Here is a 19,330-nt window from a genome sequence, read left to right on the forward strand (position 1 = left end):
GAGAGGGCGATTGGGTAGGAAGGGTTAGCGATCAAACTCTGGCGGGCTTTTGCAGGGCCATGAGGGCGATCGCCACCATGCCGAACTGCCAGCCAATATTGCTGAGCGTCAGCACCGGGCCAACATCAACGCCAAATCCAGCCGGAATCGCCGCAAACAGGCTGATCCCCATGGCCACCACAAAGCCTCCTGCAATCGTCGCGGTGCGGCCTCTGGACTGCATGATCACCGCACCGACCAGCACCGTCCAAAGGCCGGTAATCAACGCGACTCCCAAGATTTCTCCGATTCCTCCCGCATAGTCGTTGAGCGTTGTAAATAGCAGGTCAATCGCGTTCTGATCTGCCCCGGCGCTGTCGTAGGCCCGCGCCAGCACGGGCGCAGCAAACAGCCAGCGCGCAATGCCAATGGCCTTGGCCAGAGCCGAGATGATGGCCAGGGCCAGGGTTGTTTGCCCCAGAGCGCCCCTGAGGCCAAATCGAACGTTGAGGGCGGCGGTGGCAGGCACCAGCAGCAGGGCCACGGCGAGATAAAGACCGTAGCCCGTCATCACCGAGCCGTAGTGCTCTAGCAGCCGGGGTAGCGCAACGCTGGCCGGATCGTCCAGGCTCGCCGGCCAGTTAATTGAGCTAGAGAGAACAAAGAATGAAGTCCACATCAGGACAAATTGGGCAATTAAAAAGAATCCGGCGCTGCGGCCAGCGCGGCGCAGCGCCATTAGCCGATCCCGATCCGGGGCGGGCAGGTCCGTTTTCGGTCTGCTGAAGGAAGACATAGCCGATAACCTCATTTACATTCCTGAGAATACAATAACATTCCTAAGAATGCTTTGGTAATTAATTTGCCCCTAACGGCCAATGCCCAGCGACCGATCGGCATAACTCCCCAAAAAGGTGCGCTAGGCCAACAGTTTTCGCCTGATCCTCTGGCAGGCAGCCAATATCAGGCCAAAATCTGGCCAGATTCTGGCGAACTGCCCCGCTTGGGCGTTTTATGCAGAATTAAGCCCCGCCAGTCAGGCTAAGCCGTAGCTATGCCGCTAGCTCTTGAGTGGGGACAGGAGGCTAAAAATTACCTGCGGGTGTTCGGGGGCCAAGCCATTGCGGCGTTGTAGTATCGTGTAGCATGATTGAAAGGTTTATCTAGCTGTAGCCAGTCTGGTTAAGCATGTCTCCTATGAACGTTCAAACGCTTGAACGCTCACGGCCATAGATTCTTGCGCGATCGCCTGTGGAGTCCTCAGCCCAGATGTTGACAAACAAACAAATCGAGCAGTTCATCGCCAGCGGCTATGTTCGGATCGAACAGGCATTTTCCCGTGAGCTTGCAGATCGATGCCGCAAGATACTTTGGGCTGACACCGAGTGCGACCCCGGCGATCGCTCAACCTGGAAGCAGCCTGTAGTTTGGCTGCCCGATCACAGCGAACCTCCGTTTGTGCAGGCAGCCAACACGCAGCAATTGCATGCGGCCTTCGATCAGCTTGTGGGCCAGGGGCGATGGCAACCAAGGTTTAGCTCAGGGTATTTTCCAGTGCGCTTTCCGTCTCACAAAGATACTGAAGACACGGGTTGGCACGTTGACTCAAGCTTCCCAGGGGAAGACTCAGACCCCAGTGACTTCACAACGTGGCGTATCAACATCCATTCCCGCGATCGGGCATTGCTCATGCTGTTCTTGTTTTCGGACGTCGGCGAGCAGGATGCACCTACCCGTCTTCGCTGTGGGTCCCATAGGGAGGTAGCGCGAATCCTTGCACCTGCGGGAGAAGAAGGGTTAGCAGGTTTCGATTTGAGCGCCCAGCTGAGCATCACAGAAAACTGCCCCGAAGCAACTGCCACAGGAGCAGCGGGAACAGTGTACCTCTGCCATCCATTTCTGGCCCATGCGGCCCAGATAAATCGCGGCTCTCAACCTCGATTCATGGCGCAGCCACCGCTTTATCCGGTTGGAGCCTTTAAGGGTGCAGGCAAGCAAACGTCTCCGATTGCGCATATAGATCAGACAACGTCTTCTATTCCCATTGAAGAAGCTGTTTGCAGAGCGTTGAGAAAGCCAGCCCCGGACGCTGCGTAACAACCCGCCTGAAGCGAGCTGTTAGAAGATCTAGATGGGGTTGCAAAGGTTACGTGCCGCCGCCCACCTTCACTGCTAGGCCAACTCCCGATGGCGAAAGCAGTCGATGGTGTGATCGTTGACCATGCCCGCCGCCTGCATGTAGGCGTAGCAAATGGTGGACCCCACAAACGTAAAGCCGCGCTGCTTCAGGTCTTTGCTCATGGCGTCGGAGGCGGCGGTGCGGACGGGGGCGGCGGCTAGGGTGGCCCAGGCATTCTGCACGGTTTGGCCATCGACAAACTGCCAGATGTAGCGATCGAAGCTGCCGAAGGTCTCCTGCACCTTGAGAAAGGCCTGGGCGTTGCGGGTGGCGGCGGCGATTTTGAGGCGATTGCGCACAATGCCTGCGTCCTCTAGAAGTTCCTGATGCTTCAGCGCGTCGTAGCGGGCCACCGCCTCGGGGTCAAAGCCATCGAAGGCGGCGCGAAAGTTTTCGCGCTTGCGCAGAATCGTGATCCAGCTCAGCCCGGCCTGAAAGCCGTCGAGAATGATGAACTCGAAATGCTTGCGGTCATCGTGCAGCGGCACGCCCCATTCCTGGTCGTGGTAGGCCACCTCGATTGGGTCGTCGTGGACCCAGCCGCAGCGGGGGAGGGCATCGGGGGATGGGGACATGGGCGATCGCAGAGCTAGGACAATGCAATTGTACTGGTCAAGCTGGCGGGAGCGATCGCCCGCCCAAACAATCGCGCTCGGAACAGTCATGACCTCAGATTGATCGCTAGTATGGAGAATGTCCTGTACCTTCCAGCACCTCCATGTCTACCGCTGCTCCCCCCATCGCGCCCCAGGCTATGGATGACACCAAACACGGCCTGCCCGTCACCATCATCACCGGCTTTTTGGGCAGCGGCAAAACCACCCTGCTCAACCACATTCTGGCCAACCAGGAAGGGCTTAAAACCGCCGTGCTGGTGAATGAGTTTGGCGAAATTGGCATCGACAACGATTTGCTAATCGCCACCGAAAACAGCGACGATACCATGGTCGAGCTCAGCAACGGCTGCATCTGCTGCACCATCAACAACGACCTGATGGAGGCGGTGTACAAGGTGCTGGAGCGCCAGGACAAAATCGACTACCTGGTGGTGGAAACCACCGGGCTGGCCGACCCGCTGCCCATTGCCCTCACCTTTTTGGGCACCGAACTGCGCGACATGACCCGGCTCGACTCGATTGTGACGGTGGTGGACGCGGAGAACTACAGCCTCGATTTGTTCAACAGCCAGGCGGCCCACAACCAGATTGCCTACGGCGACATCATTCTGCTAAATAAAGCCGATCTGGTGGATGATGCGGATCTCGACCTGCTGGAGGTCAAAATTCGCGACGTGAAAGAAGGCGCGCGGATTTTGCGCACCACCAGGTCAGAGGTGCCGCTGCCGCTGATTTTAAGTGTGGGGCTGTTCGAGTCAGACAAATACTTTGGCTCTGACGCTGCCCCAGACGCCCATGACCACGACCATGGCCACGATCACCACGACCATGAGGCCCACGGTCATGAGGCCCACGACCACAGCGACTGCGACCACGATCACGGCCACTGTGAGCACGACCACGGGCACGATCATGGGCAGGGGCACTACCACTCTGACCACCTGGCCATTGATGGGTTTACCTCGCTGTCCTTTGCCAGCGATCGCCCCTTTGCCATCCGCAAGTTCCAGCACTTTTTAGACAACCTGCTGCCCGAGTCGGTGTTTCGGGCCAAGGGCATTCTCTGGTTTGACGAAAGCCCCAAGCGCCACATCTTTCACCTCAGCGGCAAGCGCTTTTCCCTAGACGACGACGAGTGGAAGGGCGAGCCTAAAAACCAGCTGGTGCTGATTGGCCAAAATCTCGACCACGATGCCCTGCGACAGCAGCTCAACGCCTGTCTATGCCTGCCCTCCGTAAAGCGGGGCCAGGGATTTGGTAAATAGTAGGACACCTAAATAGGACACCTCAGGCTATGAAACGTCGAGACTTTAACAATTTGCTTGGGTTGGGGCTACTGGCCAGTTCGCTCCCCGTTGCGATCGCGGCCTGCCAGTCTGATACCGCCAGTTCATCCGGCGATGCTGCCGGTAGCGGCAGCTTTGTTCCCGTTGGGACAGTTGCCGATCTAGATGCCCAGGGCAGCCTGACCAGCGAGGCTGTAAAGGGCAAAAAACTGGCTGTCATTCGTGACCCCAGCGGCTCAGGGGCTGTACTGGCCGTGAGCACAGTCTGTACCCATGCGGGCTGCACGGTCGCGTGGGAAGGCGGCCAGGGGCTATTCGTTTGCCCCTGTCACGGCGGGCGCTTTAACCCAGACGGCACGGTCAGCGGTGGCCCACCGCCAAAACCTCTAACCAGCTTTGAGGCCAAGATCGAAGGCGAGCAGGTCATGGTTAAGGCTTAAGTCACCTGCCCCAAAAGCCTTATCTGCCCTATTGTCTCCCCCCGGCATTCTCATCCCCATGACCGCTAGCGGCCCCCTCTCCCAACTCCACCCCGACTGCCTGGCCTGCCAAATTTTGGCCGGAACCCAGGCGGTATCCGGCGGCACCATCGCCGAAAATGCCTGGTGGGTAGCCGATCACTGCGTTGGCCCCTACGGTCTGGGGTCAGTGGTAATCAAGACCCGCACCCACCGCGAAAACCTGTGGGAACTATCGATGGCCGAATCGGCCTCGCTGGGGCCGTTTTTGCAGCAGATGTCAGAGGCGATCGCCCTGGCGATGGAGGCCGAGCGGGTCTACATCAGCCTCTGGGTTGACCAACCCCCCTACCACGTACACTTTGTGCTGCAACCCCGCTACCCCGACGGCCACAACCCCCAGGAGCTGGGCTTAAAAGGGCTGGAGCTGCAAGTGTTTCGCACCCTAGGCAAGCCCCCTACCGAGGCGGCCATGGCCGAAGCCGCCGCCCGTATTCGAGCGGTGTGGCAGCAAAAATTTGCGCCGACAGCGTCGACACAATGCGAGTCGTAATTCAGCGGGTAACAACCTCCAGCGTGGCGGTAGAGGGGCAGACAATTGGCCAAATTGGCCGGGGACTAACCCTGTTCGTCGGCATTGCGCCCACCGATACCGCCGCAGAACTAGCCTGGATGGCGCGCAAGTGTCTAGATCTGCGGCTGTTTCCGGTAGGCACCGATAGCCCTGAAGGGGCGATCTCAAACCAACGCTGGGATCTATCCGTCCAAGATATTCAAGGCGAAATTCTGGTCATCAGTCAGTTCACGCTTTACGGTGACTGCCGCAAGGGGCGGCGACCGTCCTTTGATGGTGCAGCCCCACCGACCCAGGCCCAGGCTCTTTACGAAGAGTTTGTGGCTCGGCTAGGCGCTAGCGGCCTGCGGGTGGCTACCGGCCAGTTTGGAGCCACGATGCAGGTCAGCATTGCCAACGATGGCCCCGTCACGCTGCTGCTTGAACGCGAGGCCCAGGGGCTCGACCTCGCCAAGGCTTTGTAAGTCTTCCGTAGGGCCTGGTCCAGGCGGCGGTATCCGGTGACCCAACGGCCTACGGGAATACGCAGTGGTCATTTTAGACTTGGGTTGCTAAAGTAAATGAGCTTTGATTTTTGTAAAGAATTTATTAACAAAGCTTATATATATCAATGTTTGATGGTATCAATCCGGGTCGCCTATAACGGCGGGGAGCGGCTGTAGTCTATGTCTGCGATCACCATTTTTTGCGATTTTGACGGCCCGATTGCCGATGTCTCTGAGCGCTACTACGCCACCTACCGCCAGGGTCTAGAGTGGGTGCAGGCCCAGGGGCGGCTCCAGGGCCAGGAGCTAGCCATTCGCTATCTGTCAAAGTCTCAGTTTTGGACCTTTAAACAAAACCGCCTACCCGACCGGCAAATTGCCCACTGGTCTGGGCTAGAAGGAGCCCATATCGACGCTTTTCTGGCCCAGGTTAGCCGCATTGTCAACCATGCTACCCTGCTCGATCGCGATCGGGTGCAGCCCCAGGCCCGGGCTGGTCTAGAACTGCTGCACCAGTGCGGAGTGCGCGTGGTCCTGGTAACCCTGCGCCCCCCCGATCAGGTCATGCAGTTTTTAGATCAGCACGCTCTGCACTGGGCGATTAGCGATCTCTACGGTATGCCCAGGGTAGATGCGGCCTACCAAAACCAGGCCAGCCACAAGATAGAACGCCTTAGAAATGCGATCGCCACCCAGCAGCGCCAGGGTTATGACCTGCGCCAATCGTGGATGATCGGCGATACCGAGGCAGACATTATGGCCGGTCAAGCCCTCGGCATTGATACCGTTGCGGTCACCTGCGGCATCCGCAGTAGCAGCTACTTACAGGGCTTCCGCCCTACTCACCTGCTACCCGATCTCTGGACAGCCTGCCAAAAGCTTCAGCAGCGCGTTACCCTAACCCAGCGTCATCTTTGTCCTTAGGGCTCAGGCGAGTAGCGATCCCACCAGCGGTTGAGCGGATAGTATAGCGCCGGGGCCCACAGGCTGCTCAAAATAGCGGAGCTCAGGGCTATGCGCTGGTGGTACAGCCAAATTTTTCCCAGGGAGGGGTAAAGCGAGTCAGCCGCTAGAAGCTGGTTCAGGCTAATCTGCAGCGCCAGCACCGTCTCCGCAATCACCGCCATCGCAAACACAATCAGCGCCACAGATATGATGTCCTCTTGCAAGTAGCGCTGCTTTTGCAGTCTCGCCGTCAGCACCCCCACCACGATGAGACCCAGCGTATGGGTCGGGTGAGGAGAGGTCATGGCGTCCTGTAGTAGCCCCAGCACTAGCCCGGCCACAGCCCCCTGCCACTGGGTGCGCTTGACGCTCCAGGCCACCACCCAGATCAAAAGCCAGTGGGGCGCTACCCCCAGCAGCTCCATGCCCGGTATTCGGCTTGGCAACAGCAGCAGGCAGACCAGCACCGAAGCGGCCGTAACCATGCTGTTGATAGCCCAGGGCTGTCGCCATAACGGTAGTGACGATATCCGCGTCCCTGTAGTCATGGCCTAGACTCGCTACCACTCTCTGGAATCGTTCCATTTTCGGGAGTAGCGCCGGGCAGCACCGGGGCATCTACGGTCTCCTGCGGCTCAAAGGGGTGCACCTCTGCCCACTCTAAAATGGGCAAAGGTGCCGACAACTGAATCACCGCCTCCGGAGCCGGACTCTTGGTCAGGTCGATGGATTCAATCCGCCCAATCGGAATATCTTTTGGAAACAGACGGCTGTAGGAGGAGGTGACAATTACATCCCCCGCCTTGACATCGGGAAGTTTCTCAAAAAACTCCATCACTACCCGATTGTTGGACTGCCCTCGCACGACCCCCATGGCCCTGGTACGGCTGACCTTTGCCCCCACCCGGCTGGTCGGGTCGCTAATCAGCAGCACTCGCGCCGTGTTAGGAGAAACCGCCACCACGCGCCCAATCAACCCTCCTGGACCAGTGACCACATGGCCCACCGCTACCCCTTGGCGGCTACCCCGGTTGAGCACAATCTGCTGCCACCAGTGATCGGCAGCACGACCAATGACCGCCGCCCGGATGCCCTTTTGGGTAGCCGTGGACTCATAGTCATCCATGGTGTGCAGGACTCGGTTCTGGTTTTCGAGCTCTACAATACGCTCCTGCAGCTCAAGGATATAGCTGTTCTCGAACTGCTGCTCCCGGCTGAGGCCCGGCTGCAGTGGCCGGGTCACCCAATTATAGGCCTCGTAGATCATGGCCCCATCATTAGCCCGCAATAGCCAAGCTGAGGAAACGGCCAGGGTAACCATTCCCGCCTTGAGGGCATGACGTGTCCACCAGCGGCGTAGAGCAAACATAGGTTCTGGGTAGATGACGACTCTGACGGGGCTCTACAGGCTCGATCGCCCGCTAAAGACCCGCCCCATCTGGCTAAAGTTCTCCAGCACTCGCCCGGTGCCCAGCACCACACAGCTCAGCGGGTCAGCGGCGACATGCACCAGGATGCCGGTCTCGTGGCTAATCAGGGTATCTAGACCCTTGAGCAGAGCACCACCGCCAGCTAGCATGATGCCGCGATCGATAATGTCAGCCGCTAGCTCAGGCGGAGTGCGCTCCAGGGTGCGCTTCACGGCCTCCACAATGACCGAGAGGGGTTCCGCCATGCTCTCGCGGATTTCAGCACTCTTGACGGTCACAGTGCGGGGCAGACCCGACAGCAGGTGTAGGCCCCGCACATCCATGGCAATTTCGTGGTCATCGGGGCTGGGGTAGGCTGAGCCAATGGTAATTTTGATCTCCTCGGCGGTGCGCTCCCCCACCACCAGGTTGTGCACCTTTTTCATGTAGCTGGAGATAGCTTCGCTCAACTCGTCACCGGCCACCCGCACCGATTCACTCAGCACCGTGCCCTGCAAGCTCAGCACCGCCACCTCGGTGGTGCCGCCGCCGATATCGACGATCATGTTGCCGGTGGGTTCGGCTACGGGCAGCCCAGCTCCGATCGCAGCGGCTACCGGCTCATCAATCAAATAGACGGTGCGAGCCCCAGCCTGCTGAGCTGCATCCATTACAGCCCGCCGCTCCACGCCCGTTACGCCGCTGGGGATGCCAATGACGATACGGGGGGACACCAGAGTACGGCCTTCGTGCACCTGGCGGATGAAGTGCTTAAGCATGAGCTCGGCGGTGTCAAAGTCAGCGATCACACCGTCGCGCAGAGGGCGAAGGGCCAAGACATTGCCGGGGGTGCGGCCCAGCATGCGCTTGGCTTCCTCTCCCACCGCCAAAGGCTTCTTTTCGATTTGGTCAATGGCGACTACAGAGGGTTCTTGCAGGACCACCCCTTTGCCAGAAACATATACGAGGGTGTTGGCCGTGCCCAGGTCAATACCCATGTCGCGAGAAAATCTGTCGAAGAGAGCCACAGGCAATAACGCCCCTACACTAAGAAAAAACAGTGAACCAATGCCCAAGCGCAACCCCGAGGACTGACGCCGATGCCGATGTGGATTCTATTACGTTTCGTATCGGTGCGTCCAGTGATGAAATAAGCATCTGATAACGAAAAAACGAATCTCCGTAGAAAACTGCTGTGCGGCGGGGCTTTGAGGATTTAATCGGGTTAGCTCAGCTCCGACTCGCCAACAGCCTGATCCCAGACGCGAGACCCGCCGGATAAGTTCCCCGCTGCTCTCGATATTACCCTGACGATTTGCCTGAGGTTTCGCCTACAATGCGGGAACGTGCATTGGGCAAGTAGCGATGACGATTAACGTAGTCACTCTGGTAGGCCGAGTCGGCACCGACCCAGAGGTAAAGTATTTTGAGTCGGGCACGGTAGTGTGCAACCTCACCCTAGCAGTGCGGCGGCGCTCCAGTCGAGACGATAAGCCCGACTGGTTTAACCTGGAGCTGTGGGGTAAAAACGCTGAGGTGGCGGCCAACTACGTGCGCAAGGGCAGCCTAATTGGTGTGAGCGGTGCCCTCAAGCTTGACCACTGGCAAGATCGCTCCACCGGAGCCGCCCGATCCAAGCCCGTAGTGCGGGTCGATCGCCTCGATTTGCTGGGCTCTCGCCGCGACAATGAGTCAGCCATGAGCTATAGCGACGACGAGTTTTAGAAAGCCTCTGGACAATGCCCTCAAGCGATAGGAGTAGGCAGCTATTACTCTGAGGCGGAGGTTTAGAGACTATTCCGGCAAGCTAGGGAGCAGGGGAGCTAGGGAGCCAAGCGCGCCAAAACGGTGGAGATATTTCAGCCTTCGAATACTAGGTTCTGCCCCAGAACCAGAGCGAGCCAGTCACAAGCCTTACAGAGCGGCGGGGCCGACCTCCTCAAGCCAGTCGAAGATTTGGCTGAGCTGTTCTGTGGTCACCAGACCGTACTGCCAGAGGGCCATAGGCAGCAGGTTTGTGGTTTGCCCTGCTTTGCGCAGCCCCATGGCGATCGCTTCAGATGAAACGGCCAGCTCCGTCTGTAGAAATTCAATTAGCTGCTTTTGGCGGTGGGAAGCCATAGGACTTGGGTTAGAGGCGTGTAATTAGCTGCCACTATAGCGACTCTGGTCAAACCTTGCCTCTGCCCCAGGGCAAGGGGGCTCCCAATCCCCAGAAACCCTTTGGGAATAGCAGCCCAATTGAGGGCCTGATCTAGTTCAGCTTGTGCAGCTGCGGGATGGGCGAGCGACGATTCGGCGATGGGGCTCTGCGCCGCCTATTCAAGCCCATCCCCCAGGGTGTTGACCGCAGCGGCGCTAGAGCTTCCTGTCTACGACCGCAGTCAGCCGAGTGAGGGTATCGTTTAGCTTTTCTTCGATGGATGGTTCTGCGGCTGCCTCGACGTCCTGTTTTCGTTTAGCCTTCTCAAACAGGCGAATCAGAACAAACAGCACAAATCCAATCACCACAAAGTTGATTACAGCCGAGAGAAACAATCCGTACTTGACGCCGTTGGCAGAAAGATTGGCAATATCCTCAACTCCCGCTGCTTTCAGGGCAGGATTGAGCAGAAGAGGCGTGATGATATCTGCGACAAACGAATTAACGATGGCACTAAAAGCCGCACCGATAACCACAGCAACGGCTAAATCAATCACGTTGCCGCGCATGAGAAACTCTCTAAAATCTCGCATGAAGCCCCCAGCGGAGTTCACTGCTCGATTCCGAGCTTGTCCATTAGCCATGTCTCCTGAGTCCTTAAATACGGATGGAACAGCACTTTCTCGAAGGAAAGCCAAACATTTGCCTAGAACAATATCATTGCTTGAGCTAAGGGGGAGGAGCTTAAAGTAGCGTTAACCCTGCCTGAGGCGGCAGAGCTATAGAATTGCGACGGCCTCTGCGAGCAAACGCTGACCTATGCTAAACCCGATTCAAGTCGTTGAGCTGTTGATGACGGCCCCTGCCCAAAAGGAATTTATGGCCGGGGACACGATCTTTGAGGTCGGCACCGTTGGGGACTTTATGTACGGAGTGATTGAGGGAACCGTCGAGCTTTGGATCAATGGCCGCGTGGTTGAGACCATTGCCGCCGGAGATGTGTTTGGGGAAGGGGCGCTGGTGCAGATTCCCCACCTGCGGGCTTCTACGGCGGTGGCTAAGACCAACTGTCGCCTGGCGCTGGTCGATGAAGCCCACTTTAAGTTTTTGGTGCAGGAAACGCCGATGTTTGCCCTGGAGGTCATTCGCAGTCTCTCAACCCGGCTGCGGGCGCTCAAGGCCGCCTGAGCGAAGCCTGGGGGCAGCAGGGCTTACTTTGGCAGGGGGATGTCGGGCTGTATGTTTGGCCACCCTTTTTGTTGTCGTCGCCGTCCTATCCTAAACTGCACCTCAGGACATTAGTGAATACGGTTTAGACCGAGGAGTTACAGGATGGACGCCTCCGCGCTCTGGCAACGCTACAAAGACTGGCTCTACTACCATGAAGGTCTGGGCTTTTACCTGGATATTAGCCGCATGGGCTTTGACGATGAGTTTGTCGCTGCCATGCAGCCTCGCTTTGAAAAGGCCTTTGCGGATATGGCCGCCCTGGAGGCGGGGGCGATCGCAAATCCCGACGAAAACCGTATGGTGGGTCACTACTGGCTGCGCGATGCCGACCTCGCCCCCACCCCTGAACTCAAGCAGGACATTCTCGAAACCCTGACCAGTATTGAGCAGTTCGCCAGCCAGGTGCGCACCGGCAGCATTTATCCCCCCGGCCAAGAGCACTTTACCGACGTGCTCTCCATTGGCATTGGCGGTTCGGCCCTGGGGCCGCAGTTTGTCGCCCAGGCCCTGGGGCCAGACTTTCCGCCCTTAGACATTCACTTTATCGACAACACCGATCCCGAAGGCATCGATCGCCTGCTGGCCCGCCTCGAAGACAAACTGCCCACCACCCTGGTGATTGTTACCTCTAAGTCGGGGGGCACCGCCGAAACCCGCAATGGCATGGTCGAGGTGCGCACCCGGTTCGAGCAGCGGGGCTTAAATTTCCCCAAGCAGGCCGTTGCCGTTACCGGGCGGGGCAGCAAGCTAGAAAAACAGGCCCTCAGCGAGGGCTGGCTGGCCACCTTTCCCATGCGCGACTGGGTGGGGGGGCGCACCTCTGAGCTGTCGGCGGTGGGGCTACTGCCCGCCGCCCTGCAAAACATCAGCATTCGCTCGATTTTAGGCGGCGCTAAGGAGATGGACGCCGCCACCCGCGTCCCCGACCTGCACCGCAACCCCGCCGCGCTAATTGCTCTGGCCTGGTACTACGCCGGCAACGGCAAGGGTGAAAAAGACATGGTGGTGCTGCCCTACAAAGACAGTCTGCTGCTGTTTAGCCGCTACCTGCAGCAGCTGGTAATGGAGTCGCTGGGCAAAGAAAAAGACCTGGATGGCAACCTGGTTTACCAGGGCATTGCCGTCTACGGCAACAAGGGCTCCACCGACCAGCACGCCTACGTGCAGCAGCTGCGCGAAGGGGTGGCCAGCTTCTTTGTCACCTTTATCGAGGTGCTGAAGGATCGAGAGGGCGATTCGGTGGAAATGGAGCCCGGTGCCACCAGCGGCGACTTTCTCTTTGGTTTCTTGCAGGGCACCCGCAAAGCCCTCTACGAAAACCGCCGCGGCTCTATCACGCTGACCCTGCCCGAGGTCAACGCTCACACCGTCGGCGCTCTGATTGCTCTCTACGAGCGAGCCGTGGGCTTTTACGCCTCCCTGGTCAATATCAACGCCTACCACCAGCCAGGGGTGGAGGCGGGCAAGCAGGCCGCCGCCGGAGTGCTGGAGCTTCAGCATGCGGTCGTCAATGCGCTGGCTCAGAGTGCTGAGCCCCTCAGCCTGAGCGAACTGGCGGCGCGGGCGGGGGCACCCGATCAGGTGGAGACGATCTATGCGATCGCGCGCCACCTCCACGCCAACCAGCGCAGCCTGGTCATCCACGGCAACCCTGGCCACCCAGAGGCGATTAAAATCGCGGCCCTGTAAGCGTTGTCGGCGCGGTGCTGCAGCGCTCCGTTAGTCAGGAATCCAAACGTAGGGGCTACCTGAAACCGCCACGCCCTCTGCTTTGGAGAAACGGATGACGACCACCCTGGAGCTATCGCGGCCCAGATCCAGGTAGCCGCTGGCCCAGCGATCGGAGCGCACCACCCCAGTAATTTCGAGCCGATAGCCGCCGGGGGGCAGGTAGAGGGTTTCCTGGCGATCGAAGTTGTGGGGGCGATAGACCAGGCGGTTGTCCAGGTAGACCGCGCCCCAGTCGCTGCCCCGGGCGTCAAACTCGACCCTGACCCGTTCCGTCTCGGGAGCGGGGCGGGGATAGGGCACAATGATCACCGATGGCTGCCGAATAATAACCGGCGACTGCCGGATAATCACCCGATTGCCAGGGCGAATAATGCGGTCCGGCTGACTGTCGGCCTGGACGTCGGACTGAACGGTGGTGACCTCCTGGGCCTGAACACCCATAGCCCACAGCATTGCTCCGGCCCCTGCTGCGCCCCAGAGCATGCGCCGCCAGCCTCGCGGTAGCCTCCAAAAACTGGTCTTTGGAGGCTTTAACGCCCTGTTTTGCCCCGTGCCAAGCTCCATAGTTCCTGTCCTCGCAAGTGTGGTCACTGTGTTGGTAGCTGCACCTGCCCGGCAAACCGGAAACCGGCCCTCCATCTAGGCTAACCAACGGGCAGATATCCACACCTCGGGCTGCCTACCGAATTCGGTAAAGTTGACTAAAATTTAGATAAGGAAAAACAATTACCTGGGCTTAGCGGTTAAGCTGTCTCTCAAGTTTGTTATCGAGCTGTGCGATGGTCAAAGACCGGCCCAAAAGGGCCGTCGCTCTACCCCGGGTAGCTAAATCTATTTTGCCAAATCTATTGCGTTGTATGAGGATAGGGCTTTGAGTAATACCAGCAATTTTCGTGAAGCCATCAGTAAGGCCAAGGGGCAATCCCTAGTCGGCCCCAACGTGATCAAAAACGCGCTGCCCTTCGTCGGCGGCGGCCTGATCTTAACCGCTCTGGGCTCCTTTGGCGGCCTGAGCGTGATGGCCAGCAACCCGGCCATCTTTATGCCCACCTTTTGGGTGGCATTCATCGCCCAAATTGTTTTGTTCTTTGTGGCTATGAACGTAGCCGCTAAGGGCAACAACAGCACCGCCCTACCGCTGCTCGCCACCTACAGCCTGCTTACCGGCTACACCCTCAGCGGCCTGCTGGCCGTTGCCCTGGGCACAAGCGGAGTAGGGGTGACCGGCATTGGGTTTTCGGCCCTGGCCTGCGGTATTGTCTTCATCGCGGCTCGCCAAATTGGCTCCAACCTCTCGGAAGAAGACGGCTTTGCCCTGACCCGCACAATCGGCATCGGCATTGTGGCTGTGCTGATTGCGGTGGTGGGGCAATTTATCTTTTCCCTCTTTGGCGGCCCCATTCCCCAGTTCCTTGACATTGCCATTTCTGGTCTGGGCGTCCTGGTGTTCTGCGGTGCTTCGGTGGTGGACTTTTTTGTTCTACCCCGCACCTACAAAGATGAGCAGTACCTATCGGCGGCGCTGTCGATGTACCTCACCTATATCAACCTGTTTGTGTTTATCCTGCGCCTGCTGATCGCGATCAACCGCGACTAATGCCTGCCGCGATCGCAGTATCCCTCCGTTACAGCGTAAAGGCCCTGCATTCTTTTGGATGCAGGGCTTTTGTGTGGGAGAGAGGGGAAACACCTGCTGGCAGGGGATTCTCGATCGCCTCGTAAATGGCCCCCGCCGCCAGCCGTCCCGTCTGGGCGGCCCCGTTCATGTAGCCGTAGTACTCGTCGCTAAACTGTTCTCCGGCAAAGGCCAGGTTGCCCACCCGCACGCTCTGGCGCTCTGAGGGATGGTCGGACTCGACGTAGAGAAAGTCTTTGAACCTGAGGTACTGCCCCGGCCTGAAGGTGCTGTAGCTGCCGCCAAAGTCGGGATCCTTGGCCCAGGCGGTGCGGGCGTAGCGATCGCCTGCCGCCGTCTCCAGATCTTGCAGGAAAGCCGTTGTCTTGCCCACCAGCTGGCGGCCCTGCTCGGTCACGCTGCCCTCGGCTCGGTCTGGCTCGCTGCCGCCTAAAAAGAAGGTCAAAACGCCCTGATGCCGCTCCGGCTGGCGCTGGGTATCATCCCACAGGCCGCTGTAGCCCAGATCGCTCCAGGCCCCGCCCGTAAAGCCCCTGGGCTGGAGCCAGGGACGGTGGGTAAAGCTGGCAAACAGCTTTTCGTTGCGCCCCGGCCCGCATTCGGCGATGAACTGACGCAGCGGCAACGGCAGGTCCAGGGCCAGATCGACCCGCCGCAGGGCCGGAAAAGGCATGGCCAGAATGACGTAGTCGGCCTCGATCTCCCCCGGCTCAAATTGCAGCCGAAACCCGCTGCCGTGGGATTGCAGCGATCGCAGCCGCCAGCCCGTTTTCACCGATTCTCCCAGCCGCTCTGCCAGGGCCTGGGGAACGCGCCCGGTGCCGCCTTTAACCAGAAACAGCTCATCGGCGACCAGCGGCTCAGCCCGCCGATTGCGCACCCGAGGCAGGTTGTAGATCAGCTGTAGCGCCGAGGACTCGTGGGCCTCGACGCCGTACTCGGTGCGAATAGTGGCCTCTAGCAGCGATCGCACGTATTGCCGTCCAATCTTGTCCTGGTGCAGATCCAAATAGCCTGCCACCGACAGCGCATCAAACCGGGGTGCGTAGCGGTCAAAATCGCTGACCAGCAGCGCCCCGTCTCGGCCAATCTGGGTGGCTAAGGGCAGCAGGGACTGCACCAGTTCCGATTCCTTCAGGGTGCGGCCCTCAAAGTAAAACGCCACCTCCGGAAAGGGCAGCGTCTCGGTCAGGGTGCGGCGATCGAAGAGTTCTAGCCCCAGCTCTGCTACCAGGGCGAGCAAATCGGCGTGGTCTGAGTTAATGAAGGCTGCCCCCAGATCGTTGACCAGCCCAGGCACAATCAGCCCCGTGCGTGACTGAATGCGCCCGCCCACGTAGGGCTTGGCCTCGTAAATCGTGGCCGCCAGGCCCAGTTTTTGCAGCGTGTAGGCGGCAGTTAACCCGGAAATGCCGCCGCCCACCACTGCGATACGCGGCGTTGAGCCGGGCGCAGACTGCTCGGCATGCTTCAGCTCGCCCAGGGCCAAAGCCCCCGCCGCCAGGGCTGAGCAGCGCAGCAGACTCCGCCGCGATAGGGAAACATTGGGGTGAGGAGCCTCTGTTTCGGAACCCCCAGAATAGGCTGATGAAAATTTTTCAGACAGAGAAGCCTTCGCAACGGCTCGCTGCAAAAGCTGAAATAGCGCTGTGTGTGCCATAAAAATGCCGCAGGTCTGCTGCCTCGCCCAGGCTGGAAAGAAAGGCTGTAGGGCAACACACCGATTTCGTTTGTAAATAATTGACAAATCCCATTGTAGTTCCACCGGCAGACGGTTGGCGGCCAGCCATCTGCTCGCCTAAAAACTGCGTTTCGCGCCCTATCCTTCCTATACTGATACCTTGGTGCCCGTTGCGCACCAGCCGCCCCCGAACTAGTGGTCCCAGAATTAGTGGTCCCAGAATCAGTTGTCAAGGAGTCCCATGTCTGTCATCCGCGCCCTGCATCAACAGTTGGTCAACAAAGAGCGCTCTGCGGTGGAAATCACCCAGGGCTACCTCGACCAGATCGCAGCCCTGGAACCCCAGATTCGCAGCTACCTGACCGTCACTGGTGAGCAAGCCCTGGCCCAGGCGGCCCTGGTGGATGACCGGATTGCCGCTGGCGAGGGCATCGGTATGCTGGCGGGCATTCCCATGGCCCTCAAAGACAATCTCTGTACCCGCGGCGTGCGCACTACCTGCGCATCAAAAATTCTGGAGAATTTTGTGCCGCCCTACGAGTCGACGGTGACCGAGCGGCTGCAAAAAGCCGGGGCGATCGCCCTGGGTAAAACCAACCTCGACGAGTTTGCCATGGGCAGCTCCACCGAAAACTCTGCCTACCAACTCACCAGCAACCCCTGGGACGTGAGCCGGGTGCCGGGGGGCTCCTCCGGCGGCTCCGCTGCTGCTGTCGCCGCTGGGGAATGCGCCGTGGCTTTGGGGTCCGATACGGGCGGGTCGATCCGCCAGCCCGCCTCGTTTTGCGGCGTCGTGGGTCTAAAGCCCACCTACGGGCTGGTGTCGCGCTTTGGGCTGGTGGCCTTTGCCTCTTCCCTCGACCAGATTGGCCCGCTGGCCCGCACCGTTGAAGATGCGGCGCTGCTGCTCCAGGGCATTGCCGGCCACGATCCCAGAGACTCCACCAGCCTCAATGTCAAGATTCCCGACTATACCCAGTGCCTCAAGACCGACCTCAAAGGGCGTCGGGTAGGCATCATCACCGAAACTTTTGCCGCCGAGGGTATTGACCCTGCGGTTCGAGCCGCCGTAGAAAAGGCCATTCAGCAGCTTCAGGCCCTCGGCGCAGAGATCCAGGAAATCTCCTGCCCTCGGTTCCCCTACGGTCTGCCGACCTACTACATCATTGCCCCCTCAGAAGCGTCGTCCAACCTGGCCCGCTACGACGGAGTCAAGTACGGTGCTCGCAACAACAACGACAGCCTGCTCTCGATGTACACCAAAACTCGGGCCGAAGGCTTTGGCCCTGAGGTCAAACGGCGGATCATGATCGGTACCTACGCCTTGTCGGCAGGCTACTACGATGCCTACTACCTCAAGGCCCAAAAGGTGCGCACCCTAATCAAGCAGGATTTTGAAGCGGCCTTTGGGCAGGTCGATGTGCTGGTCTGCCCTACCGCCCCAACCACCGCCTTCAAAGCCGGGGAGAAGGTAGACGATCCACTCAGCATGTACCTGGGGGACCTGATGACGATTCCGGTCAACTTGGCGGGGCTGCCGGGGCTGAGTTTGCCCTGCGGTTTTGATGACCAGGGCCTGCCGATTGGCCTACAGCTGATTGGCAATGCCCTGCGTGAAGATCTGCTGTTTGAGGTGGGCTATGCCTACGAGCAGGCGACGAGGTGGCATCAGCGGACGCCGATGTAGCTGCAGATGGGGGCAGGGCAGGCGGAGACAATTGTGTACCAGCTAAGGGCCTTCCCGCTGGGACAGCAACCCAGTGTAAATAGACCTCTTAATCTGGCAGGGGGGGTTGATCTAAATCTTTAGCGGCTTGAAAATCGTCACAGGGGGGCATGGGTAAATAGAGCAAATCCCCCATAATAAAGGGCAAGCATTTAGGTGTTCCTGGCGTTGCTCATAGATCAATCTCCCCAACTAACCCTTTTTTACTTACCCACGGCCTACCCTTCTGCATCCATGTCCATCCTCAAGCTCTTGATTGGTGTTTTGGGCGTTGCAGGGGTTGTCTATCTTTCGCTGTGTGGGGGGCTATGGGCGGCGCAACGGCGGCTAATGTACATGCCGAGTCCTACCATTGAGGCCACTCCTGGGGCTTTTGGCCTCCCCTACGTCGACGTGTGGATCCCACTGGAGCCGTTGGATAGAGGGAGGCTGCACGGCTGGTGGCTGCCTGCGGACAGCGGCAGTGAGCTGACGATCTTGTACCTCCACGGCAATGCCGGGAATGTGTCTAGCAACTTGGGCAAGGCCATGCAGCTGCGATCGCTGGGCGCTTCTGTCCTGGCCATCGATTACCGAGGCTTTGGGCTGAGTTCAGGGCCGTTCCCCAACGAACAGCGGCTCTACAACGATGCCCTGGCGGCCTGGCGGTTTTTGCAAAATGAGCAGCGGGTTGCGCCCCACCAGCTGGTGATCTACGGCCATTCGCTGGGGGGTGCCATTGGCATCGATCTGGCCAGTCGTATTCCCAACCTGGCGGGCCTGGTGGTTGAAGCGTCCTTTACGTCCATGGGCGATATGGCCACCCTGACGCAGTACAATCGCTGGTTTCCGGTGTGTCGGCTGCTCACCCAGCGGTTTGACTCCCTGGCTAAGGTGAGCCGTCTCCAGGTGCCCGCCCTCTACCTGCACGGTCAAGCCGATGCCTCGGTACCCGCCGCCATGAGCGAGGCCCTCTATCGAGCCAGTGGCGGGCCAAAGGCTCTGTGGCTGGTGCCCAATGCCGACCACAACGATCTGCCAACCTGGGCCGGGGAGGAGTTTGAACATCGCCTGCAACAGTTTTTACAGGACCACGTGCTAGTTGAGCACTGACCCCCGCTGCGGCTCTGCAAAGCTGGCGTAAATACCGTCAGCAGCCTGGTTAGGGAAGACGCCGAATTTGCTATGGTTAGCCCTATAGAGCGGCTGCCGGTGCCCTGGCGATCGCGCTTATCGTCAATCCAGTCGGGTCGGGCAATTGCCGGTGACTCC

At 59.1% G+C, this 19,330-nt stretch carries 21 protein-coding genes; 12 read left to right on the forward strand and 9 right to left on the reverse strand.

The annotated features are described in order from the left end of the window. Positions 1-31: 31 nt before the first annotated feature. On the reverse strand, positions 32-775 hold the full coding sequence (locus tag LEPTO7104_RS36885; RefSeq protein WP_026072603.1) for a DUF4386 family protein: 744 nt from the start codon (positions 773-775) through the stop codon (positions 32-34). A 473-nt stretch (positions 776-1,248) separates the two neighbouring features. On the opposite strand from LEPTO7104_RS36885, the gene LEPTO7104_RS0111440 reads away from it, so the two are divergent. After that, positions 1,249-2,076 carry a phytanoyl-CoA dioxygenase family protein gene (locus LEPTO7104_RS0111440; RefSeq protein WP_017298716.1) on the forward strand — a complete coding sequence of 276 codons (828 nt, stop codon included), beginning with the start codon at positions 1,249-1,251 and terminating at the stop codon, positions 2,074-2,076. 75 nt (positions 2,077-2,151) lie between these two features. Here the strand turns inward: LEPTO7104_RS0111440 and LEPTO7104_RS0111445 are convergent, their stop codons facing one another. Continuing rightward, a complete protein-coding gene (locus LEPTO7104_RS0111445) occupies positions 2,152-2,823 on the reverse strand; it encodes a DNA-3-methyladenine glycosylase I (RefSeq protein ID WP_017298717.1) in 672 nt (223 codons plus the stop codon). Between the two features lie 53 nt (positions 2,824-2,876). On the opposite strand from LEPTO7104_RS0111445, the gene LEPTO7104_RS0111450 reads away from it, so the two are divergent. From LEPTO7104_RS0111450 to LEPTO7104_RS33550, 5 genes are all read left to right on the forward strand, one after another. Continuing rightward, on the forward strand, positions 2,877-4,040 hold the full coding sequence (locus LEPTO7104_RS0111450; protein WP_051158494.1) for a CobW family GTP-binding protein: 1,164 nt from the start codon (positions 2,877-2,879) through the stop codon (positions 4,038-4,040). Between the two features lie 29 nt (positions 4,041-4,069). After that, positions 4,070-4,501, forward strand: a complete 432-nt coding sequence (locus LEPTO7104_RS0111455; protein WP_017298719.1) for a QcrA and Rieske domain-containing protein — start codon at positions 4,070-4,072, stop codon at positions 4,499-4,501. A gap of 58 nt (positions 4,502-4,559) precedes the next feature. Beyond that, positions 4,560-5,072, forward strand: a complete 513-nt coding sequence (locus LEPTO7104_RS33545; protein WP_017298720.1) for an HIT family protein — start codon at positions 4,560-4,562, stop codon at positions 5,070-5,072. After that, positions 5,060-5,557, forward strand: coding sequence for a D-aminoacyl-tRNA deacylase (gene dtd, locus LEPTO7104_RS0111465; protein WP_017298721.1), 498 nt, complete (start codon positions 5,060-5,062; stop codon positions 5,555-5,557). The genes LEPTO7104_RS33545 and dtd overlap by 13 nt, the downstream gene beginning before the upstream one ends. A 201-nt stretch (positions 5,558-5,758) precedes the next feature. Then, complete coding sequence (locus LEPTO7104_RS33550) at positions 5,759-6,502, forward strand: HAD family hydrolase (protein ID WP_017298722.1); 744 nt, start codon at positions 5,759-5,761, stop codon at positions 6,500-6,502. Here LEPTO7104_RS33550 and mreD read toward each other — a convergent pair. The 3 genes from mreD to LEPTO7104_RS0111485 are packed head-to-tail and all read right to left on the reverse strand — an operon-like array spanning position 6,499 to position 8,960. Beyond that, positions 6,499-7,008: a rod shape-determining protein MreD gene (gene mreD / locus LEPTO7104_RS0111475; protein WP_017298723.1), complete on the reverse strand. Its 510-nt coding sequence runs from the start codon at positions 7,006-7,008 to the stop codon at positions 6,499-6,501. The genes LEPTO7104_RS33550 and mreD overlap by 4 nt on opposite strands. Before the next feature lie 59 nt (positions 7,009-7,067). Continuing rightward, positions 7,068-7,892 (reverse strand): rod shape-determining protein MreC, encoded by an 825-nt coding sequence (gene mreC / locus LEPTO7104_RS0111480; RefSeq protein ID WP_071527221.1) that lies wholly within the window; start codon positions 7,890-7,892, stop codon positions 7,068-7,070. A 33-nt stretch (positions 7,893-7,925) separates the two neighbouring features. Next, on the reverse strand, positions 7,926-8,960 hold the full coding sequence (locus tag LEPTO7104_RS0111485; RefSeq protein ID WP_071527222.1) for a rod shape-determining protein: 1,035 nt from the start codon (positions 8,958-8,960) through the stop codon (positions 7,926-7,928). A gap of 337 nt (positions 8,961-9,297) precedes the next feature. Between LEPTO7104_RS0111485 and LEPTO7104_RS0111490 the strand changes: the two genes are divergently transcribed. Continuing rightward, entirely contained in the window at positions 9,298-9,657 is a 360-nt protein-coding gene (locus LEPTO7104_RS0111490) for a single-stranded DNA-binding protein (RefSeq protein WP_017298726.1), read from the forward strand. A gap of 189 nt (positions 9,658-9,846) precedes the next feature. Here LEPTO7104_RS0111490 and LEPTO7104_RS0111495 read toward each other — a convergent pair whose 3' ends face one another. Together LEPTO7104_RS0111495 and mscL are read right to left on the reverse strand one after the other, a co-directional pair. Then, positions 9,847-10,053 carry a DUF2949 domain-containing protein gene (locus LEPTO7104_RS0111495; RefSeq protein ID WP_017298727.1) on the reverse strand — a complete coding sequence of 69 codons (207 nt, stop codon included), beginning with the start codon at positions 10,051-10,053 and terminating at the stop codon, positions 9,847-9,849. A gap of 237 nt (positions 10,054-10,290) precedes the next feature. Beyond that, complete coding sequence (mscL, locus tag LEPTO7104_RS0111500) at positions 10,291-10,719, reverse strand: large conductance mechanosensitive channel protein MscL (RefSeq protein ID WP_051158495.1); 429 nt, start codon at positions 10,717-10,719, stop codon at positions 10,291-10,293. Positions 10,720-10,894: 175 nt separating this feature from the next. Here mscL and LEPTO7104_RS0111505 point away from each other — a divergent pair, with 175 nt between their 5' ends. Both LEPTO7104_RS0111505 and LEPTO7104_RS0111510 read left to right on the forward strand, forming a co-directional pair. Then, positions 10,895-11,263, forward strand: a complete 369-nt coding sequence (locus LEPTO7104_RS0111505; RefSeq protein ID WP_017298729.1) for a cyclic nucleotide-binding domain-containing protein — start codon at positions 10,895-10,897, stop codon at positions 11,261-11,263. Positions 11,264-11,407: 144 nt separating this feature from the next. Next, positions 11,408-12,994 (forward strand): glucose-6-phosphate isomerase, encoded by a 1,587-nt coding sequence (locus LEPTO7104_RS0111510; protein ID WP_017298730.1) that lies wholly within the window; start codon positions 11,408-11,410, stop codon positions 12,992-12,994. Positions 12,995-13,024: 30 nt separating this feature from the next. Here the strand turns inward: LEPTO7104_RS0111510 and LEPTO7104_RS0111515 are convergent, their stop codons facing one another. After that, positions 13,025-13,519, reverse strand: coding sequence for a hypothetical protein (locus LEPTO7104_RS0111515; protein ID WP_155523602.1), 495 nt, complete (start codon positions 13,517-13,519; stop codon positions 13,025-13,027). Positions 13,520-13,907: 388 nt separating this feature from the next. On the opposite strand from LEPTO7104_RS0111515, the gene LEPTO7104_RS0111520 reads away from it, so the two are divergent. Then, positions 13,908-14,633 carry a Bax inhibitor-1/YccA family protein gene (locus LEPTO7104_RS0111520; protein WP_017298732.1) on the forward strand — a complete coding sequence of 242 codons (726 nt, stop codon included), beginning with the start codon at positions 13,908-13,910 and terminating at the stop codon, positions 14,631-14,633. A 28-nt stretch (positions 14,634-14,661) separates the two neighbouring features. Here the strand turns inward: LEPTO7104_RS0111520 and LEPTO7104_RS33555 are convergent, their stop codons facing one another. Continuing rightward, on the reverse strand, positions 14,662-16,332 hold the full coding sequence (locus LEPTO7104_RS33555; protein ID WP_155523603.1) for a flavin monoamine oxidase family protein: 1,671 nt from the start codon (positions 16,330-16,332) through the stop codon (positions 14,662-14,664). Between the two features lie 262 nt (positions 16,333-16,594). On the opposite strand from LEPTO7104_RS33555, the gene gatA reads away from it, so the two are divergent. Both gatA and LEPTO7104_RS0111540 read left to right on the forward strand, forming a co-directional pair. Further along, positions 16,595-18,040, forward strand: coding sequence for an Asp-tRNA(Asn)/Glu-tRNA(Gln) amidotransferase subunit GatA (gatA, locus tag LEPTO7104_RS0111530; RefSeq protein WP_017298734.1), 1,446 nt, complete (start codon positions 16,595-16,597; stop codon positions 18,038-18,040). A gap of 375 nt (positions 18,041-18,415) precedes the next feature. Continuing rightward, entirely contained in the window at positions 18,416-19,171 is a 756-nt protein-coding gene (locus LEPTO7104_RS0111540; protein WP_225886966.1) for an alpha/beta hydrolase, read from the forward strand. Positions 19,172-19,330: the final 159 nt, after the last annotated feature.

The sequence above is a fragment of the Nodosilinea nodulosa PCC 7104 genome, assembly GCF_000309385.1.
Lineage (GTDB): Bacteria > Cyanobacteriota > Cyanobacteriia > Phormidesmidales > Phormidesmidaceae > Nodosilinea > Nodosilinea nodulosa.

Coding starts and splice junctions, on each gene's coding strand:
- LEPTO7104_RS36885 (WP_026072603.1), bottom strand. CDS start 775: ATGTCTTCCTTCAGCAGACCGAAAACGGACCTGCCCGCCCCGGATCGG.
- LEPTO7104_RS0111440 (WP_017298716.1), top strand. CDS start 1,249: ATGTTGACAAACAAACAAATCGAGCAGTTCATCGCCAGCGGCTATGTT.
- LEPTO7104_RS0111445 (WP_017298717.1), bottom strand. CDS start 2,823: ATGACTGTTCCGAGCGCGATTGTTTGGGCGGGCGATCGCTCCCGCCAG.
- LEPTO7104_RS0111450 (WP_051158494.1), top strand. CDS start 2,877: ATGTCTACCGCTGCTCCCCCCATCGCGCCCCAGGCTATGGATGACACC.
- LEPTO7104_RS0111455 (WP_017298719.1), top strand. CDS start 4,070: ATGAAACGTCGAGACTTTAACAATTTGCTTGGGTTGGGGCTACTGGCC.
- LEPTO7104_RS33545 (WP_017298720.1), top strand. CDS start 4,560: ATGACCGCTAGCGGCCCCCTCTCCCAACTCCACCCCGACTGCCTGGCC.
- dtd (WP_017298721.1), top strand. CDS start 5,060: ATGCGAGTCGTAATTCAGCGGGTAACAACCTCCAGCGTGGCGGTAGAG.
- LEPTO7104_RS33550 (WP_017298722.1), top strand. CDS start 5,759: ATGTCTGCGATCACCATTTTTTGCGATTTTGACGGCCCGATTGCCGAT.
- mreD (WP_017298723.1), bottom strand. CDS start 7,008: ATGGTTACGGCCGCTTCGGTGCTGGTCTGCCTGCTGCTGTTGCCAAGC.
- mreC (WP_071527221.1), bottom strand. CDS start 7,892: ATGTTTGCTCTACGCCGCTGGTGGACACGTCATGCCCTCAAGGCGGGA.
- LEPTO7104_RS0111490 (WP_017298726.1), top strand. CDS start 9,298: ATGACGATTAACGTAGTCACTCTGGTAGGCCGAGTCGGCACCGACCCA.
- LEPTO7104_RS0111495 (WP_017298727.1), bottom strand. CDS start 10,053: ATGGCTTCCCACCGCCAAAAGCAGCTAATTGAATTTCTACAGACGGAG.
- mscL (WP_051158495.1), bottom strand. CDS start 10,719: ATGGCTAATGGACAAGCTCGGAATCGAGCAGTGAACTCCGCTGGGGGC.
- LEPTO7104_RS0111505 (WP_017298729.1), top strand. CDS start 10,895: ATGCTAAACCCGATTCAAGTCGTTGAGCTGTTGATGACGGCCCCTGCC.
- LEPTO7104_RS0111510 (WP_017298730.1), top strand. CDS start 11,408: ATGGACGCCTCCGCGCTCTGGCAACGCTACAAAGACTGGCTCTACTAC.
- LEPTO7104_RS0111515 (WP_155523602.1), bottom strand. CDS start 13,519: ATGCTCTGGGGCGCAGCAGGGGCCGGAGCAATGCTGTGGGCTATGGGT.
- LEPTO7104_RS33555 (WP_155523603.1), bottom strand. CDS start 16,332: ATGGCACACACAGCGCTATTTCAGCTTTTGCAGCGAGCCGTTGCGAAG.
- gatA (WP_017298734.1), top strand. CDS start 16,595: ATGTCTGTCATCCGCGCCCTGCATCAACAGTTGGTCAACAAAGAGCGC.
- LEPTO7104_RS0111540 (WP_225886966.1), top strand. CDS start 18,416: ATGCCGAGTCCTACCATTGAGGCCACTCCTGGGGCTTTTGGCCTCCCC.